General features: G+C 70.3%; 13 protein-coding genes and 1 pseudogene. 6 read left to right on the forward strand and 8 right to left on the reverse strand.

The window, feature by feature from the left end; translation table 11 throughout:
* Nucleotides 1-571 precede the first annotated feature (571 nt).
* Entirely contained in the window at nt 572-1,813 is a 1,242-nt protein-coding gene (locus ABZ070_RS18385; RefSeq protein ID WP_356635012.1) for a mannosyltransferase family protein, read from the forward strand.
* A 21-nt stretch (nt 1,814-1,834) separates the two neighbouring features.
* On the opposite strand, the gene ABZ070_RS18390 is transcribed toward ABZ070_RS18385, so the two are convergent.
* The 5 genes from ABZ070_RS18390 to ABZ070_RS18410 all read right to left on the reverse strand — a co-directional run bounded on the left by ABZ070_RS18390 (nt 1,835) and on the right by ABZ070_RS18410 (nt 7,925).
* Nucleotides 1,835-2,884, reverse strand: coding sequence for an amidohydrolase family protein (locus tag ABZ070_RS18390; RefSeq protein ID WP_356635014.1), 1,050 nt, complete (start codon nt 2,882-2,884; stop codon nt 1,835-1,837).
* 194 nt (nt 2,885-3,078) lie between these two features.
* Nucleotides 3,079-4,494, reverse strand: coding sequence for an amidase (locus ABZ070_RS18395; protein ID WP_356635016.1), 1,416 nt, complete (start codon nt 4,492-4,494; stop codon nt 3,079-3,081).
* Nucleotides 4,495-4,745: 251 nt separating this feature from the next.
* Complete coding sequence (locus tag ABZ070_RS18400; RefSeq protein WP_356635018.1) at nt 4,746-5,828, reverse strand: hypothetical protein; 1,083 nt, start codon at nt 5,826-5,828, stop codon at nt 4,746-4,748.
* 155 nt (nt 5,829-5,983) lie between these two features.
* Nucleotides 5,984-6,655, reverse strand: coding sequence for a hypothetical protein (locus tag ABZ070_RS18405; protein WP_356635020.1), 672 nt, complete (start codon nt 6,653-6,655; stop codon nt 5,984-5,986).
* Between the two features lie 361 nt (nt 6,656-7,016).
* Nucleotides 7,017-7,925 (reverse strand): hypothetical protein, encoded by a 909-nt coding sequence (locus tag ABZ070_RS18410; RefSeq protein WP_356635022.1) that lies wholly within the window; start codon nt 7,923-7,925, stop codon nt 7,017-7,019.
* Between the two features lie 47 nt (nt 7,926-7,972).
* On the opposite strand from ABZ070_RS18410, the gene ABZ070_RS18415 reads away from it, so the two are divergent.
* Nucleotides 7,973-8,839, forward strand: coding sequence for a GNAT family N-acetyltransferase (locus ABZ070_RS18415; RefSeq protein ID WP_356635024.1), 867 nt, complete (start codon nt 7,973-7,975; stop codon nt 8,837-8,839).
* A 408-nt stretch (nt 8,840-9,247) separates the two neighbouring features.
* Nucleotides 9,248-10,222, forward strand: coding sequence for a GNAT family N-acetyltransferase (locus ABZ070_RS18420; protein WP_356635026.1), 975 nt, complete (start codon nt 9,248-9,250; stop codon nt 10,220-10,222).
* A gap of 76 nt (nt 10,223-10,298) precedes the next feature.
* Here ABZ070_RS18420 and ABZ070_RS18425 read toward each other — a convergent pair whose 3' ends face one another.
* The gene (locus ABZ070_RS18425) at nt 10,299-11,210 is read right to left on the reverse strand and encodes an NAD(P)-binding domain-containing protein (RefSeq protein ID WP_356635028.1); all 912 of its coding nucleotides are present in this window, start codon (nt 11,208-11,210) and stop codon (nt 10,299-10,301) included.
* Nucleotides 11,211-11,295: 85 nt separating this feature from the next.
* Here ABZ070_RS18425 and ABZ070_RS18430 point away from each other — a divergent pair, with 85 nt between their 5' ends.
* A complete protein-coding gene (locus ABZ070_RS18430; protein ID WP_356635030.1) occupies nt 11,296-11,667 on the forward strand; it encodes a helix-turn-helix domain-containing protein in 372 nt (123 codons plus the stop codon).
* Nucleotides 11,668-11,738: 71 nt separating this feature from the next.
* On the opposite strand, the gene ABZ070_RS18435 is transcribed toward ABZ070_RS18430, so the two are convergent.
* The gene (locus tag ABZ070_RS18435) at nt 11,739-12,281 is read right to left on the reverse strand and encodes an MOSC domain-containing protein (RefSeq protein ID WP_356635032.1); all 543 of its coding nucleotides are present in this window, start codon (nt 12,279-12,281) and stop codon (nt 11,739-11,741) included.
* Between the two features lie 41 nt (nt 12,282-12,322).
* Complete coding sequence (locus tag ABZ070_RS18440; RefSeq protein WP_356635034.1) at nt 12,323-12,808, reverse strand: SRPBCC domain-containing protein; 486 nt, start codon at nt 12,806-12,808, stop codon at nt 12,323-12,325.
* Nucleotides 12,809-12,952: 144 nt separating this feature from the next.
* Between ABZ070_RS18440 and ABZ070_RS18445 the strand changes: the two genes are divergently transcribed.
* Nucleotides 12,953-13,729: a class I SAM-dependent methyltransferase gene (locus ABZ070_RS18445; protein ID WP_356635036.1), complete on the forward strand. Its 777-nt coding sequence runs from the start codon at nt 12,953-12,955 to the stop codon at nt 13,727-13,729.
* A gap of 64 nt (nt 13,730-13,793) precedes the next feature.
* Nucleotides 13,794-14,841, forward strand: a pseudogene (locus tag ABZ070_RS18450) (MFS transporter).
* The last annotated feature ends 49 nt before the right edge of the window (nt 14,842-14,890 follow it).

Raw genomic sequence — 14,890 nt, forward strand, 5'->3', positions numbered from 1 at the left:
ACCCCAGGATCCGCTGCGGTCCCTGTTCCGGCAGGCCGGGAACTTCGGGCAGAGCCGCGCCGAAGCGGCCCCTGTCGCCCACATCACCGAACGCGGGAAGCAGTCGTACCGCCGCCGCCTCGCCGCATTGGCGGCGGGAGCATGTCTGGTCGTCGCGGGGGGCAGCGCGGGCGCAGTCGCTCTGTTGCAGAGCGATCCTCCACCCGCTCCACCGGCGATCAGCCCTTCACCCGCTCATCGCTCACCCGCGCCGTCCAGCCAGGCACCGTCCACCCACGCCCCTCTCCCCGGCCGCACCACTCCGGCCTCGACCGCGACCGGTTCTACCGCGCCGGGTTCCGTGCCGCCATTCTCGACCGAGCTCGGTTCTCCGCCGCCGGACGGCCCGTCAGGCACCCCGACCAACCCGCCGACCCACCTGGGCACCACTCAGCCGCCACCGTCCGGGGCGTCCTCCTCACCGCCCTGACCCTGACGTCCCCCGTTACCCGGCGCGCGGCCACCGCCACCGGGTGGTCAAGCACGCCGGTTCGCGCCGCTCCGTACCCACCCATGTCCGAAAGCTCCAGATATGACACTGCCGCCGCCCCAGTTGAGTCGCCCCCGCCCCGCACGTCACCAGCCACCGCACGCGCAGCCCCCGCCGACGCCAGGGGCCCTGTTCCGGGACCGAGCGCGTTCCTGGCTCGGCCCCGCCGACCGCGAGGTGCTGTGGCTCTACCTGCTGACTCGGCTGTCCCTGTGGGTCACCGCCTACTGCACCCGCTGGTTGTTCCCCGGCCGGTCCGGCACCCGCGAACCCGACCCGGTTCTCGCGTCGTTCGAGCAATGGGACTGGCATCACTACCTGCAGATAGCCCGCGACGGCTACTTTCCCGACCAGAGCGGCCCTGCGCAGGGCGGCGACCGGGACAACCGGGAGGCGTTCTTCCCCGGATTTCCGCTGATGCTGCGTGCCGTGCACGTCGTCGTCCCCCACTGGACGGCGGCCGGGCTGCTGATCTCCTTCGTGGCCGGAGCAGTTGCCGTACTGGCTCTGGCCCGGCTCGCGCGCCGGTACCTGCCCGACGCACGCGGCGAACGGCGCACCGTCCTGTTCTTCCTGCTCTCACCATGCGCGGTGTTCCTCGCCGCCGGCTACACCGAGGCGCTCTTCCTCTCGCTGGCCCTGCCCGCCTGGCTCGCCGCCCTGCGGCACAGCTGGCCCCTCGCGGCCGGCCTCACCGCGCTGGCCACCACCGTGCGGGTGAGTGGTCTCTTCCTCGCCGCCGCCGTCGCGCTCCACTTCCTTCTCGTCGCGCGAACGCGAGCCCACTGGCGCGCCCTGCCCTGGCTGGCGCTGCCTGCCGCGCCGGCAGCCCTGTACGCCTGGTACCTGCACGCACACACCGGTGACTGGCTGGCCTGGAACCACGCCCAGGAACGCGGCTGGCACCGAACGTTCCACGCCCCCTGGGACACCTGGTCCGTCACGTGGAACTCGGCCTTCGACCGGCTCCACGGCACCGGCTACGCCTTCATGTTCCAGGCCGAACTCGTCACCATGGTCGTGGGACTGGTCCTGTGCGTCGTGCTCGTGCGGCGACGCCGCTGGCCGGAGGCGGCGTACATCGGCCTCACCCTTGCGGCGCTCGGCACGTCGTACTGGTACATGTCCATCCCCCGGTCCACGCTGCTGTGGTGGCCACTGTGGATCGGTCTGGCCTCGTGGAGCCTGCGCAGGCCGCGGCTCACGACCGTCTGGCTCTGCCTCGTCGGCCCGCTGAGCACGGTCTTCGCCATGACCTTCCTGTCGGGGCGATGGACCGGATAGCAGGCCACACCGTGCGCCGAGTCAGGCGATCACTTTTCCACGCAGGATGATGCGACTGGGGTGCGCCGGAATCGGGCTGTCGAGGGTCGGATCCGTGTCGTAGGCGACGAGGTCGGCAGGGCCCCCGTCGACCAGTCCGGGAAGCCCCAGCCAGGCTCTGGCCGCCCACGACGCCGCCCCAAGAGCCGCTTCCACCGGCAGGCCGGCGCGGACAAGCCATTCGACCTCTGACGTGACCTTGCCGCACGGGAAGCTGTCGGTGCCCGCGAGTACCGTGACTCCGGCTTCGTACGCGGCCCGGACGTTGGGCAGCATGCCTTCCCAGCCGCTCAGCCACCAGTCGCGACGGGCGCTCGGCTCCTCGGCGCGCCGTCGATCGGCTCCAGCGCCGAAAACACTGAGGGTCGGAACGAACGCGGTGCCCTGGGCAGCCATTCGACCGATGAGCCCGGGATCCAGGTGCATGCCGTGCTCGAGGCTGTCGACGCCTGCCTGAACGGCATGGCGGCTGCCATCGGCGGTCTGGCAGTGGGCGGCCACACGGCCGCCGACCGCGTGGACGGCCTGTACAACGGCGGTGAGGACGTCCTCGGGCAACGCCGGTTCATCGTGCTTCCAGTCGACGACGACCTTGCACCAGCCCGAGGACGCCTCGGCTTCCTCGACCGCCGCCTGCACGAGGTCCGCTTCACTCACGTCACGCCCGAAGCCGGGAAGGAAGCGGCCGGGAGTGGCCAGCCAACGCCCGGCCGAGCGGACCCGCGGCATCACCGGATCCTGGTCCACCCAGCTCGGTATGCGGGCGGCGGACCCGGGTGACCGGACCAGCAGTACGCCGGCGTCGCGGTGATCGGTCAGGTGCCGGCGGAGCGTCTCATCGCTGAACGGCGCATGGATGTCCTCGGTGCCCGGGTGCGTGTGCACGTCGACCAGGCCGGGCAGCAGCCACCCGCCGTCGACAACGAGCTCCGCATCACCGCGAACCGGTTCGGTCCGCAGCCGGTCCCCGTCGATCCAGAAGGATCGCTCTTCCCGCTCCGGCAACACGACACCACGCACCTGGAGTACCACCGGCGAGTGCCTCCTCGAATCCCCTGAGCCGATTCGTTGATCCTACTGTCACCGGAATCAACGCGGCTTTTTCCAGGGCCAGTTGCAGCAGGTGGCGGGGCCGCGCCGAAGGCCTCCGCACCTAAGGCTGCCGACGCGCCGGAAGGACCCTGGCGCCGTGCCAGCCATACTGTTCGTGAAAGCGCAGGGCGGCGTCAGGCGTCCTGAATACGGCGGAAGGGCCGGTCCGCTTCCAGTTCGAACGCCAGCTCCAGCAGCGTCCGTTCAGCGCCGGGGCGGCCGGACAGCATGACGCCGATCGGCAACCCGTCCGCCGTCGCGCTCGCAGCCGGCACCGAGATCGACGGGGTCCCTACGACGTTGTTGACCGGGGTGAACGCGACGTACGCGAGGATCCGTTCGATCAGCGTCGGGTAGGGAACGCCGGGGTTGAGGTGGCCGATCGGCGGCGTGGTGTGGGCTAGCACCGGGGAGAGGACGAGGTCCAGCCCGCGGAACGCCGCCGCGTACGCCTCCCGCGTACGCTTCAGCCGCCGCAGCACGCCCGGCGTGCGCTGCCAGTTCTTCAGGTACGTCTCGCGCAGTCCCCGGCTGAGGCCGTCCATGCGGCGACGGTCGAAGTCCGTGCCGAGGGTGCGGCCCGTGACGCCGATCAGGAACGACACCAGCCCCCAGTAGGTGAGGAAGTCCTCGGTGAAACGGGGGTCGATCGCCAACTCCACCGGCTGCACGGTGTGGCCGAGCCGCTCGAGCGTCGCCACCGTCTCCGTGACGGCCGCCCGGGTGGCTGCGTCGGAGTGGACACCGTTCGGCGAGTCCAGCAGGAACCCGACGCGCAAACGCCGCTCCGAGGGGCCCTCGACCCGGCCCACCGGCGGCAGCTTCGGGTTGCGCCAGTGCGTCTCGGCGGCGGCGAGGAACGCGGCGCTGTCCCGCACGGAACGGCTCACGACGCCGTCGGTGACGATGTCGATCGGTAGCTGACGGCCCTGCGCGTTCGGCACGACCCGGCCACGGGTCGGCTTCAGCCCGACCAGTCCGCAGCAGGCGGCGGGTATGCGGATCGAGCCGCCACCGTCGTTGGCGTGCGCGATCGGCACCGCCCCGGCCGCAACGAGCGCTGCACTGCCGCCCGACGACCCGCCCGACGAGTGGCCGGTGTGCCAGGGGTTACGGACGGGCTCGGCGTCCTCGTACTCCGTGGTGGGGCTGAAGCCGAACTCGGGCAGCCGGGTCTTGCCCAGGACCGTGACTCCGCTGCTCAGGAACTGCCGGGCGAACGGCGCGTGCCGCCGCGCAGCCCTCGGCTCGAATGCGGCGCTGCCGTGTCCGGTGGGCAGCCCCAGGTAGTCGGTGTTGTCCTTGACGAAGGTCGGCACTCCGGCGAAGGCTGCTCCCGTCCGGGATCCGATCGCCGGAACGTCGATGTGCATCTGGACGGCGTTGAGCCGGTCCTCGACTTCGCTGACGCGCGCCGCAGCGTCCCGGGCGACCTCTGCGGCGCCGACCTCTCGCCGCCGGACCGCCTCGGCGAGCCCTACGGCGTCGTGCTCGCCGAGGGCGTCGTCCCGGAAGGCGTGCACCCTGGTCCGTTCCTCGGACGTCGTCACCGCTACCTCCACAACCGAGCATATGGACAGTTGGCCGCCATCATTCCTTACCGGCGAGTAGCCCGCGAGCGTTATGGCTCACTGGCATCTGAGCTGCGGTCAGGCGCCGAGGACGGCGAGAAGCGGCAGCGGCACCGGCATGCAGCCCCTGGCCGAGGCGGGAGCCAACGGGCGCGGCAGCCGCGTGGGAAGCGCGAAGCGGCGCGGCGTCCGGCGAAAACGGCGAACGGACCGGGCGGACCGAGTGCCGGTCAGCCGCCCAAGGCGGCCAGGGCGCGGTCGATGCGGCGGAGTACGTGCTTGTCCGTTATGTGCTCACGCAGTCCCTTCAGTTCGAGCCGGGCGGTCTCGCCGCCGATGCGCGCCAGGGCGGTCACGGCGGCCTCCGCGACCCTGACGGGGTTGCGGCCCAGGGCCGCCGCGCCGTCAAGGGTGGTCCAGACGAGCTGGGCCAGTCCGTCGCAGGTGTCCTCACTGGACGGCAGGAGCGACAGGAGCCAGGCGAGGGCCCGCAGGGAGTGGATGTTGTACGGGTCGTACGCGTGCGGGCCGTACCAGCCCCGTAGCGGAACGCTCCGCTGCCGGCCCACCAGGCCGAACCACCGCAGGACATGGCGGCGGACCTGCTCCGCCCCCGCCGTGTCCAGAAGGCCCCGGCCGGTGCGGCGCCAGGCGGCCGAGGGTGTGCTCGCGGAGACCGGGGCCCGGTGAGCGAGCAGTTGCTGCCACGCCTCACCGCCGCGCGCCGCATCCTCGAGCGCCTGGTCCGCCCATGCGTCCCCCGGGTTGAGCACGGGGCCGGGGAAGCGGGTGAGCACATCGCGCAGTGCGGGCTCGTCGTGATAGTCGAGGACGGTGCGCCGGAAGGCCGCCAGGACCGTCGGACCGGGGGTCCGCCCCGCGGCGATCTCCGCGTCGGCGAGCTCCCACTCCCGATGGCCGGAGGCGACATACTCCCCTGCTGTCGCCGCCAGTTGAGCGCGCCGCTCGTCGGCCAGAAGGTCGGGATCGAGATCGCGGGCAATGCCCGTGGCCACGACGAGCAGCTCCGCCCGGAAGTAGGACACATCCCGCAGGGCGATGTCACCGGTCCGCTCGGCCTCCGGGTCGCGGTGCCACTGCGCCCACGTACGCGCCAGCTCCAGGCGGTCGCCGTCCGGCAGTTGCCGCAGCCAGGCCATGGCCTCGGGCCCGGGCCCGGTCATGGATCCGTTACGCGCCGCGGCCTCCATCACCGCCCGGGCCAATCCGGCCAGGTCACCGCGCTCGGCGAGTGCGCGTCGGCGCTCGGCCTGGGCCAGAAGTACCCCTGGGTCTGCCAACCATCCGCTCATGCCGCGAGCCTAGAAGGTGACACTGACAGCCCGGGTCGCTGCGCGAGCCCCGGGCGGACATCAAAAGGGCGGCGCCTCCATACCTGCCCCGCGCGCCACGGGCACGCGGCGCATGCGCCGATTCGGCCCGCAATCGGAAGGCAAGCCTCTTCCGATCAGTACATGCCGTCGAGCAGCGGCTCACGGCCACTGCGCCGGAGGTAGTGACCACGCCATCCCGCCGCCAGGGTGATCAGCGTCCAACCCACGACGCCGCCGACCAGACCGTCCAGGCGCCCCTCCGGGTCGACGTCCTCGGCCCGCTCCATCGGGACGACTCCCTCAGGGTCACGGACGACGTCGATCCGGTCGCCCACGCTCAGGCCGGGGTTGCTGCCGCGGTACTCGAGCGTCTCGTCCAGCTCGCCCTCGGGACCGGCGAGTGTGAACTGGTGGTTGTTGCTCGACGTTCCCGCCGCGCTGTCCGCGGTGACGACGACGCTCTCGCGCACGCCACGCCGGTCGAGCGCGGCCTCGGGCGCGTACTGCACGGAGCCGACGAGGACGAACAGGGCGGGCAGGACGGAAAGCAGCGCCAGCCACCACGCGTGGTGGAGCACGCGCAACACGATGACGTAGGCGAGGACGGAGACACAACCGGTGACAATGGGCACGACGTCGTTGCCCAAACTGGCATATGCGATGGCTGTGTTGCCGACGGCGATGCCCCAGGCCAGCAGCAAGACGGCGACGGTCGCCAGCAGCGACCGCCCCACACTCCCTCGCCGTGGCTGCGGGGTCGGCGATCCGAAGCGGCCGGCCAACGTGTCGGGGGCTGCACCATTCATGGGCGCAGCATAGGCGTTGGCCCTACGGGGGCGCCCGGAGGGGCCGGGGCCGGCAAGGGATGCGCAGGGTGCTCAGGGGTCGGTTGGAGAGCCGACCCGGTTGGTGTCGGGTCCTCGTCAGCCGGACTCTGCCCGTCGTCGCGAGTGTTCCTCAGCGGGAACGGTGCGCACCCTCGACCGGCGACCGCTCAGTGGCGGCCGCTCAACCGCAGTCAACGTAACGCGCTGATGCGTCCGGCCCGCCCTCCAGTCTTCCGAGTCTCAACTGGAGGAACGTCTTCACAACGCCCGCATCGTCGCCGTCCGAGACCGCGCGACGCGCGGGGCGACAGCCCCTGGAGCTCTGCGACACGTCGTACGGTCACCCGAAGGGCGTCGGCTCCTGCGTCGCTGTCTCGTCCGCTGCGGCCCTCGGTGCCGGCAGCGTCCCGTCAGCGGCAAGTTCGTTGACCGCTTCCGGGTGCTGCCGCATCAGGTAGTCGACCGCGTGCTCGGTCGTCGACTGGTATTCGAGCTGGTCGCGGTAGAAGCGGAGCCGTTCCTCGCAGTCGGCGATGATCTCGCCCCAGGTTCGGACCCAGATCCGGTACGTCGGCTGGTCGACGACGCATCCGGGCTGCCTGTCCCGCTGGTCCGCCATCTGCCTGAGACTGTCGTCCATGGCGTTTCCGACGAGCCAGAAGTCCCAGGTGACTCGGGTGTCGCGGAACCGGTCGTCCTGGCGAACAGCCTGCGCGTAGCCCGTCACCTGGCCGAGCTCCTCCATTCCCAGAACGACGCTCGGTCGCTTCAGCTCGACGACGAGATGATGCCGTTCGCCCTGACGGTGACGGGAGGCGCGGGACAGCATGAGGTCGACGATGCCTCTGCGGCCGTCCTCCCGGAGCACCGGGCCGGGGGCGGGCTCCGCCCTTCCCAGCAATGCACAGTGCTGTCTGAGGACTTCGTTGAGGCTCCGGTCACTGGCGTGCAGGGAATACTCCTCGCCGAATACCCAGCACTCGCCCTCCAGGATGCGGTGGAGCTCCGTCCGTTCCTTGACCCGACCGCGCGCCTCCGGCTCGAACACGAGGTACTCCAGGGCTGCCAGCAGATCCAGCCGGGCGGTCGCCTGGGTCGAGGCCTTGATGAGCGAGGTGAGCGGGGTGCGGCCGAGGAGCCGTGCTAGTTCCTCCTGTTCCTGTTTCGTGAGCGCGAATACGTCCTCCACGATCCGCAGGATGTCGCCGGGCTCGTGTGTCAGGACGGAGCGCATGAACGCGAGCGTCATCCTGCGCGTCCTCTTTACCGTCGGGGCCGTGGTGTGTGATCGGGGGTATGACGATTGTCTTGCAGGAGCCGGGAATCGACGGGCTGAGCGACGTCGTGGGGGTGTTGCGGGAGTGGCAGTACGACGGGGCGCCGATGCAACTGCATCCGGGGGACCTGGGCTGGTTCTGGCGGTTCGGTGTGAAGGCGACGGCCGCGGCGGTCCGGACGTGGAGCCGGGACGGAAAGGTTCTCGCCGTTGGACTGCTGGACGGTCCCGGGCTGTTGCGGCTGACGATCGTGCCGGACGCTCAGCAGGACGAGGAGCTGGCACAGAAGCTGGTTGAGGACGTGACCGAGCCGGAGCGCGGCGTACTGCCCGAGGGGAAGGTGAACATCGAGGCGCCGATGGGTGCACGGATCCAGGATCTGCTGGTCGAGGGCGGCTGGAACACCGACGAGCCGTGGACGCCACTGCGCCGTGACCTCACGGAGCCGGTGACGGACCCCGGAGTGCGGATCGAGGTGGTCGGGCCGGAGCAGGCGTGCGTGCGGACCGCAGTTCAGCGGGCATCGTTCGACGGGTCGGCGTTCACGGACGGGCACTGGCGTGCGATGGCGGCCGGATTGCCGTATGCCGACGCCCGGTGTCTGGTCGCCTACGACGAACAGCGCAACGCGGTGGCGGCGGTGACGGTGTGGTCGGCCGGTCCGGGTAAGCCCGGGTTGCTCGAGCCGATGGGTGTGCACCGGGAACATCGCGGTCACGGCTACGGCAAGGCGATCACCGTCGCCGCGGCGGCCGCACTCCGGAAGCTGGGCTCGTCGAGCGCAATCGTCTGCACCCCGAGCTCGAATGTCGGCGCTGTCGCCACCTACACATCAGCCGGCTTCCAGCCACTCCCCGAGATCCGGGACCGATGCCGGGACGCCTAGCTTGATCTTCAACCTGTGCGGCGTGGGCGCGGCGTCGCAGCCGGCCTGAGTCCGGAGCTGCCGGACAGCACGGCGGACGCGCCGAACTCGGGCGCCTGGTAGGGAACCCACACCAACTGGTCAGTCCCCAGATCCCCAAGGCGGCCGCAGCAGTGGCGACCAGGGCCGCGAGCCAAGGTCGATGGAACCGGCGCAGAGTGAGGCGGTGGAGCAGGCGCAGTCGGCGCTCTCCGGCTCCTCGGAGCCCCCGGCGGACCGGGCCCAGCGGGTCGTCGATCGGCAGGAAGACGGCCGCCCGGTCGTCGGGGAACGCGGCCGCTCGAGCCTTGAGGTACCGCCGGACCTGTCGCTTCGCCCGCGGCGCACGTCCGTGGTGCGATGGAACTGGGGGCGGAAAGGAGAGCGATCATGCCCGCCGCGAAGCGAACGAGTGTCGCCGCCCCGGTGTCGGTCCGCCCGCTGGTTGAGTCGGACCTGGATCGGGCCGACGAGATCTTCAGGGTCGCCTTCGGGACCTTCCTCGGGGCCCCTGAGCCGGAGACGTTCTTCGGGACCGCAGACTATGTCCGCACCCGCTGGGCGGCAGATCCGTACGCGGCCTTCGCAGCGACCGTCGAGGGCGAGGTCGTCGGATCGAACTTCGCCGCCGACTGGGGCAGCGTCGGGTTCTTCGGCCCGCTGACCGTACATCCCGATCTGTGGGACCAGGGCATCGGCAGGCGCCTCATGGAACCGGTCATGGCCTGCTTCGACACCTGGGAGAACCGCCACCTCGGCCTGTTCACCTTCTCGAACAGTCCCAAGCACCTCGAGCTCTACCGCCGGTACGGTTTCTGGCCCCGCTTCCTTACAGCCATCATGAAGAAGCAGGTCGCCGTCAGTGCCGCAGTCCCCGGCCGAGTGCTGTACGGCGAGCTGACCGCCGCTGAGCGGCCCGACGCACTGAGCCTCAGCCGCGCACTGACGGGGGCCGTGTACGAGGGCCTGAGCTTGGAGCGCGAGATCATGGCCACACAGGCGCAGGAGCTCGGTGACACCATCCTCCTCGAGGGCGCCGACTCCGACCTCGACGGTCTGGCTGTCTGCCACTGCGGAGCGGGGTCGGAGGCCGGTGAGGACGTGTGCTTCGTCAAATTCGGCGCCGTACGCCCCGGCCCGGACGCCGCGGACCGGTTCGAACGACTGCTGGATGCGTGCGAGCAGCTGGCCACCGCGAGGGGACTGGGGCAACTGGACGCCGGAATGAACCTGGCCCGCCAGGATGCCTACCGGCGCATGGTCGACCGCGGGTTCCGTACCTGGCTGCAAGGCGTGACCATGCACAAGCCCAACGAACCCGGCTACAGCCACCCGGACGCCTACGTGATCGACGACTGGCGCTGAGTCCTCTCCGTGCCGTTGGTGCTGCCTAGCCGTTGGTGCTGCCTGAGGCCACATGGGCGCCACCGCTTCGGGCGGGTCAGCGTGGGGCTCGGATGCCGTCGATGATGCGGGTCCAGTTGTCGCCGCCGTGGCCGTCGGCGATCGCGCGCCGGTAGTGGGCCTGGACGGCCCGTGGCAGGGCGATGTCGAGGCCGAGGGACGTGCTGGTGTCGACGATGTGGTCGGACGTCGCCCCCATCATGGTCACCGTGCTGAGGTCACCGGGGTGCTCTCCGGCATCCAGTGCGGCGCCCGGGGTCGCTTCGCCGGCCCTCAGCATGTCGCCGATCGAGTCCGTCAGAGCGAGCAACTCCGGTAGCGCCTCCTGGGCCTTCATCCCTGCTCCGCCCAGCATCGCGGTGGCGTGCATCAGTCCGGACAGGGTGGTGAGGAACACCGCGAGGTGGGCTTGGTACATCATCTGGGCGAGGCCCGGCTCCTCCCCCAGGTACTTGGGCGTGCCGAGCGGTGTCAGCACCGCCAGGTGGCGATCCATGACCTCCTCGGGGCCGCTGTAGTAGATGTACGCCGCGTCCGTTCCCACCATGGGGGCCGGCGCCATGACGCCGCCGGTGAGGAAGGTGGCGTTGTGGCCTGCTGCCCAGGTCGCTGCCTCGCGGCTGCGGTCGGGAGTGTCCGAGCTCAGGTTGACGAGCGTCCGGCCGGCGAGCGATCCGGCGGCACTGCCGAGGATGTCGTACATCGCCTGGTAGTCGGTCAGGCTGAGGATGATCAGGTCGCTCGCCTCGACCGCCTCGCGCGGCGTCTCCGCGAGCGTCGCCCCTTCGCTGACGACCCCGTCGGCCCGGGCGGCGGTCCGGTTCCAGACGGTCACGCGGTGGCCACCGGCGAGAAGGGTCCGGGTCATGGCCTGTCCCATCGGGCCCAGCCCGATCACTGTGACAGTGCTGCTGCTTTGCCTGGTGTCGCGGTTCTGTTGTTCGTTCACCTCTCCATGCTCGGACAGGGCCACTATCCTCGGTAGTACCCACTATTTACTGCGGTACTTACCTTTTTGTAAGGGGCGATCAGTGATGGCCAAGGCACCGAGGTGCGGGCCTTACATTTGCGGCGTCGACGCCGCGCTCGACGTGGTCAGCGGCAAGTGGAAGGGGCTGATCCTCTGGGAACTCGACGCCCATCGCGTACGCCGCTTCGCCGAGCTCCGCCGCGGGCTGCCGGGCGTGAGCGAGAAGATGCTGACTCAGCATCTGCGTGAGATGGAGGAAGACGGTCTCGTGCACCGGAAGGTGTACGCCGAGGTGCCGCCGCGGGTGGAGTACTCGTTGACCGAGCACGGGCACACGCTCAACAAAGCGCTCGAGCCGCTCGGCGCCTGGGGGACCGAGCGGATCCGTCGCGAAGCCTCCGAAATGGTCGACGTGCCCGAGGCCTCACACCCGTAGCCGCAGACGGTTCCGGCGCCGCCGGGCGTACGGCGAGACCGCACGCCCGGCGCCCACACGCGGCCTGCCGATCAGACCCGTTCCAGCGGCCGGTGCGGCTCCGCCGGAAGTTCCACCGTGATGGTGTCGCCCGGGCGGACCGTGCCGCCTTCCCTGACAACGCTCATGATTCCGGCCTTGCGCACGATGTTCCCGGCCTCGTCGCGGCCGACGACCTGCTTCAGCAGGCCGTCCTGGTGGTTGTCGATCTGCAGGCACGGGTTGCGCAGGCCGGTGACCTCCACCACCGCCGCCTCACCGATCCGCAGCAGCGTGCCGACCGGCAGGGCGATCAGGTCGATTCCGTGGGTGGTGATGTTCTCGCCGAGCGCGCCGGGCACCACCTCGAAACCTGCCTCGCCGACCTCGGCGAAGAGCTCCTCGTGCATGAGGTGGACCTGGCGCAGATTCGGCTGGGTCGGGTCCTGCGCGACGCGCGAACGGTGCTTCACCGTCACACCGGCGTGCACGTCACCCTCGACCCCGAGTCCGGCGAGCAGCCTGATGCTGTCCCGGTTCGGCTTGGTGAAGGAGTACACGTCGTTGCTGCTCACTGCGACCACTGTTCCGTCCATACCTGGAACCCCCTGTTCAGATGTGGTGATCGGCCACGAGGCTAACCCGTCGCCGTCCCGGGATCCTCGTCGGCCTCGACGAGTCGGGCGAGGTGGGCGAGTGCCATGCGGGTCCCGCTCTTGTTGTCGGCGGCGGGTACGACGTCGGGGATCCCTTCGTGCACGATGAGCACGTCAGTGCCGCCGCCCGGAGCCTCCGTGAGCGTCGTCGTCATCGTCATCGTGCCGCCGAGGGCGGGATCCGCGGTCTCGAACTGCAGTACTTCGATCACCTTCTCGTCGGGGACGAGCGTCGCGAAGTGGCCGTGGTACGTGTCGGTCTGCGGGGCGGACTTGCCGGTGCCGACCGGCGCGTCGTAGGTGAGGGAGACACGGAACCTCCCACCCTCGCGGGGCTCGAACTCATGCACCTCGCTGGTCATGCCGTCGGGCACCCGCCATTGCGCGATTGCCGCCGCGTCCAGAAGCGCCCGGTAGACGGCGGGCCGCGTCGCCTTGATGTGCCGGGAGACTCGCGTCGAGTACATACGGTGAACATAGCGCCCGGGATCCGCCCGCCTCGCGCCTCGCGCCTCGCGCCAACGCATCGGCACCCGGCACGGCACCGCCCCGACCCCGCCCCGGCGGAAATACGCGCGCGTCGCGGACGCCTTCCCCAGTACGGTCGGGCCATGGACGACGTGGCGATGCACGGCGCGGACGTGGACGACGCTGATGAGGACGGCCACTTCGGTGAGCGCGTCGCGGCGACGTACGACGAGTCGTCCGGGGAGATGTTCACTCCGGGCAGCGTCGACCCGGTTGTCGATGTTCTCGCCGAGCTCGCCGGCGACGGCCGTGCCCTCGAGCTCGGCATCGGAACGGGGCGCATCGCGCTGCCGCTGGCCCGGCGGGGGGTCCCGGTCCACGGCATCGACATGTCGCGGGCGATGGTCGCCCGGATGCGGGCGAAGCCGGGCGGCGAGCAAGTAGGCGTCAGCATCGGCGACTTCGCGACGACGACGGTGGACGGGACGTTCTCCGTCGCGTACCTGGTCTTCAACACGATCATGAACCTGACGACGCAGGCCGCCCAGGTGGCGTGCTTTCGTAACGTCGCCGCCCACCTCGGACCTGGCGGCTGCTTCGTCATCGAGGTCGGCGTCCCCGATCTGCGCAGCCTCCCCCCGGGGCAGAACAGCGTCCCGTTCCATGTGAGCCCGACACGCTGGGCCTTCGACCTCTACAACACCGCCACGCAGGCGATGAGTTCGAACTACGTCGACGTCGTCGACGGACGCGGCGAGTACCGCTCGATCCCCTTCCGCTACGTCTGGCCGTCCGAACTCGACCTGATGGCCCAACTTGCCGGCCTGCGGCTGCGCGACCGGTGGGAAGGGTGGAACCGGCAACCGTTCACGCACGAGAGCCGCCGGCATGTCTCGGTCTGGGAGAAACCCGCCGAGTGACCCCGCCCCGCACCAGGGATCGTCCGACGTATACGCCGGCCCCCAGGTGGGGATGGTCGCGATCATGACAGACACATCTCCGGTCCGGACGATCGCTCCCCCTGCCGGGCGCCCCGTGCGGCAGCTGCTGGCGGCGTCCGTCGGCAACGCGGTGGAGTGGTACGACTGGTACGCGTACACCTTCCTCGCCGTCTACATTGCCGACCAGGTCTTCCCGAAGAGCTCCGGGAACTCCCTCGTGCCGCTCCTGTCGACCTTCGCGGTCTTCGCCGTCGGCTTCTTCATGCGGCCGGTGGGCGGACTGCTCATGGGCGCGGTCGCCGACCGGCACGGCAGACGTACCGCGCTCACCGTCACCATCCTCCTCATGGGCGGCAGCAGCCTGCTGGTCGGGCTGACCCCGACGTATGCCGCCGCCGGCATCCTCGCTCCCGTGGTTCTGGTGCTGGCCCGGCTGCTGCAAGGTCTGTCCGTGGGTGGGGAGTTCGCCGCGTCGACCACGTTCCTGGTGGAGTCGGCGGGGCCCCGGCGGCGAGGCCTGTTCTCGTCCTTCCAGTACGTCTCCACCTCCGTCGGGCAGCTCGCGGCATCAGGCCTGGCGGCTCTGCTGGTGAGCGTCCTCGCGGAGGGGCAGATGAACGGCTGGGGGTGGCGTGTTCCGTTCGTACGGCACGCTGTCGCTGGCGTTCTTCGCACTGCTGCAGCCTGTCGGCGGACTGTTGTCGGACCGCTTCGGACGCAAGCCGTCGCTGCTGTTCTTCGGAGTCGGCTTCGCCGTGCTGAGCGTGCCGCTGCTGCGGGCGGTCAACGGTTCGTTCCTCTCGCTGCTGCTGGTGCAGTGCGCGGGAATGATCCTGCTGACCGGCTTCACCTCGATCTCGGCGGCCGTCAAAGCGGAGGTGTTCCCGGCCAGGGTGCGTGCCGCCGGCATCGGCTTCCCGTACTCGCTCACCGTTGCCGTGTTCGGCGGGACCGCCCCGTACGTGGGGACGCTGTTCAAGGAGCTGGGCCGTCCCGGACTGTTCCCCTGGTACGTGGCCGTGCTGTGCCTCGTCTCGTCGGCGGTGTACCTGCGGCTGCCGGAGAGCGCGCACAAAGAGCTGGAACGGTGACGGTGCGCCGGCGGCTGCCCCGGCGGGCCGCAGGCCGCGCCGCCGGGCG

This window comes from Streptomyces sp. NPDC006283 (assembly GCF_040613325.1).
Taxonomy (GTDB): domain Bacteria; phylum Actinomycetota; class Actinomycetes; order Streptomycetales; family Streptomycetaceae; genus Streptomyces.

What these genes read in the sequence shown, in the direction of transcription:
- ABZ070_RS18415 (WP_356635024.1), top strand. Translation starts at nt 7,973, where the DNA reads ATGACGATTGTCTTGCAGGAGCCGGGAATCGACGGGCTGAGCGACGTC.
- ABZ070_RS18410 (WP_356635022.1), bottom strand. Translation starts at nt 7,925, where the DNA reads ATGACGCTCGCGTTCATGCGCTCCGTCCTGACACACGAGCCCGGCGAC.
- ABZ070_RS18445 (WP_356635036.1), top strand. Translation starts at nt 12,953, where the DNA reads ATGGACGACGTGGCGATGCACGGCGCGGACGTGGACGACGCTGATGAG.
- ABZ070_RS18420 (WP_356635026.1), top strand. Translation starts at nt 9,248, where the DNA reads ATGCCCGCCGCGAAGCGAACGAGTGTCGCCGCCCCGGTGTCGGTCCGC.
- ABZ070_RS18440 (WP_356635034.1), bottom strand. Translation starts at nt 12,808, where the DNA reads ATGTACTCGACGCGAGTCTCCCGGCACATCAAGGCGACGCGGCCCGCC.
- ABZ070_RS18430 (WP_356635030.1), top strand. Translation starts at nt 11,296, where the DNA reads ATGGCCAAGGCACCGAGGTGCGGGCCTTACATTTGCGGCGTCGACGCC.
- ABZ070_RS18405 (WP_356635020.1), bottom strand. Translation starts at nt 6,655, where the DNA reads ATGAATGGTGCAGCCCCCGACACGTTGGCCGGCCGCTTCGGATCGCCG.
- ABZ070_RS18435 (WP_356635032.1), bottom strand. Translation starts at nt 12,281, where the DNA reads ATGGACGGAACAGTGGTCGCAGTGAGCAGCAACGACGTGTACTCCTTC.
- ABZ070_RS18400 (WP_356635018.1), bottom strand. Translation starts at nt 5,828, where the DNA reads ATGAGCGGATGGTTGGCAGACCCAGGGGTACTTCTGGCCCAGGCCGAG.
- ABZ070_RS18385 (WP_356635012.1), top strand. Translation starts at nt 572, where the DNA reads ATGACACTGCCGCCGCCCCAGTTGAGTCGCCCCCGCCCCGCACGTCAC.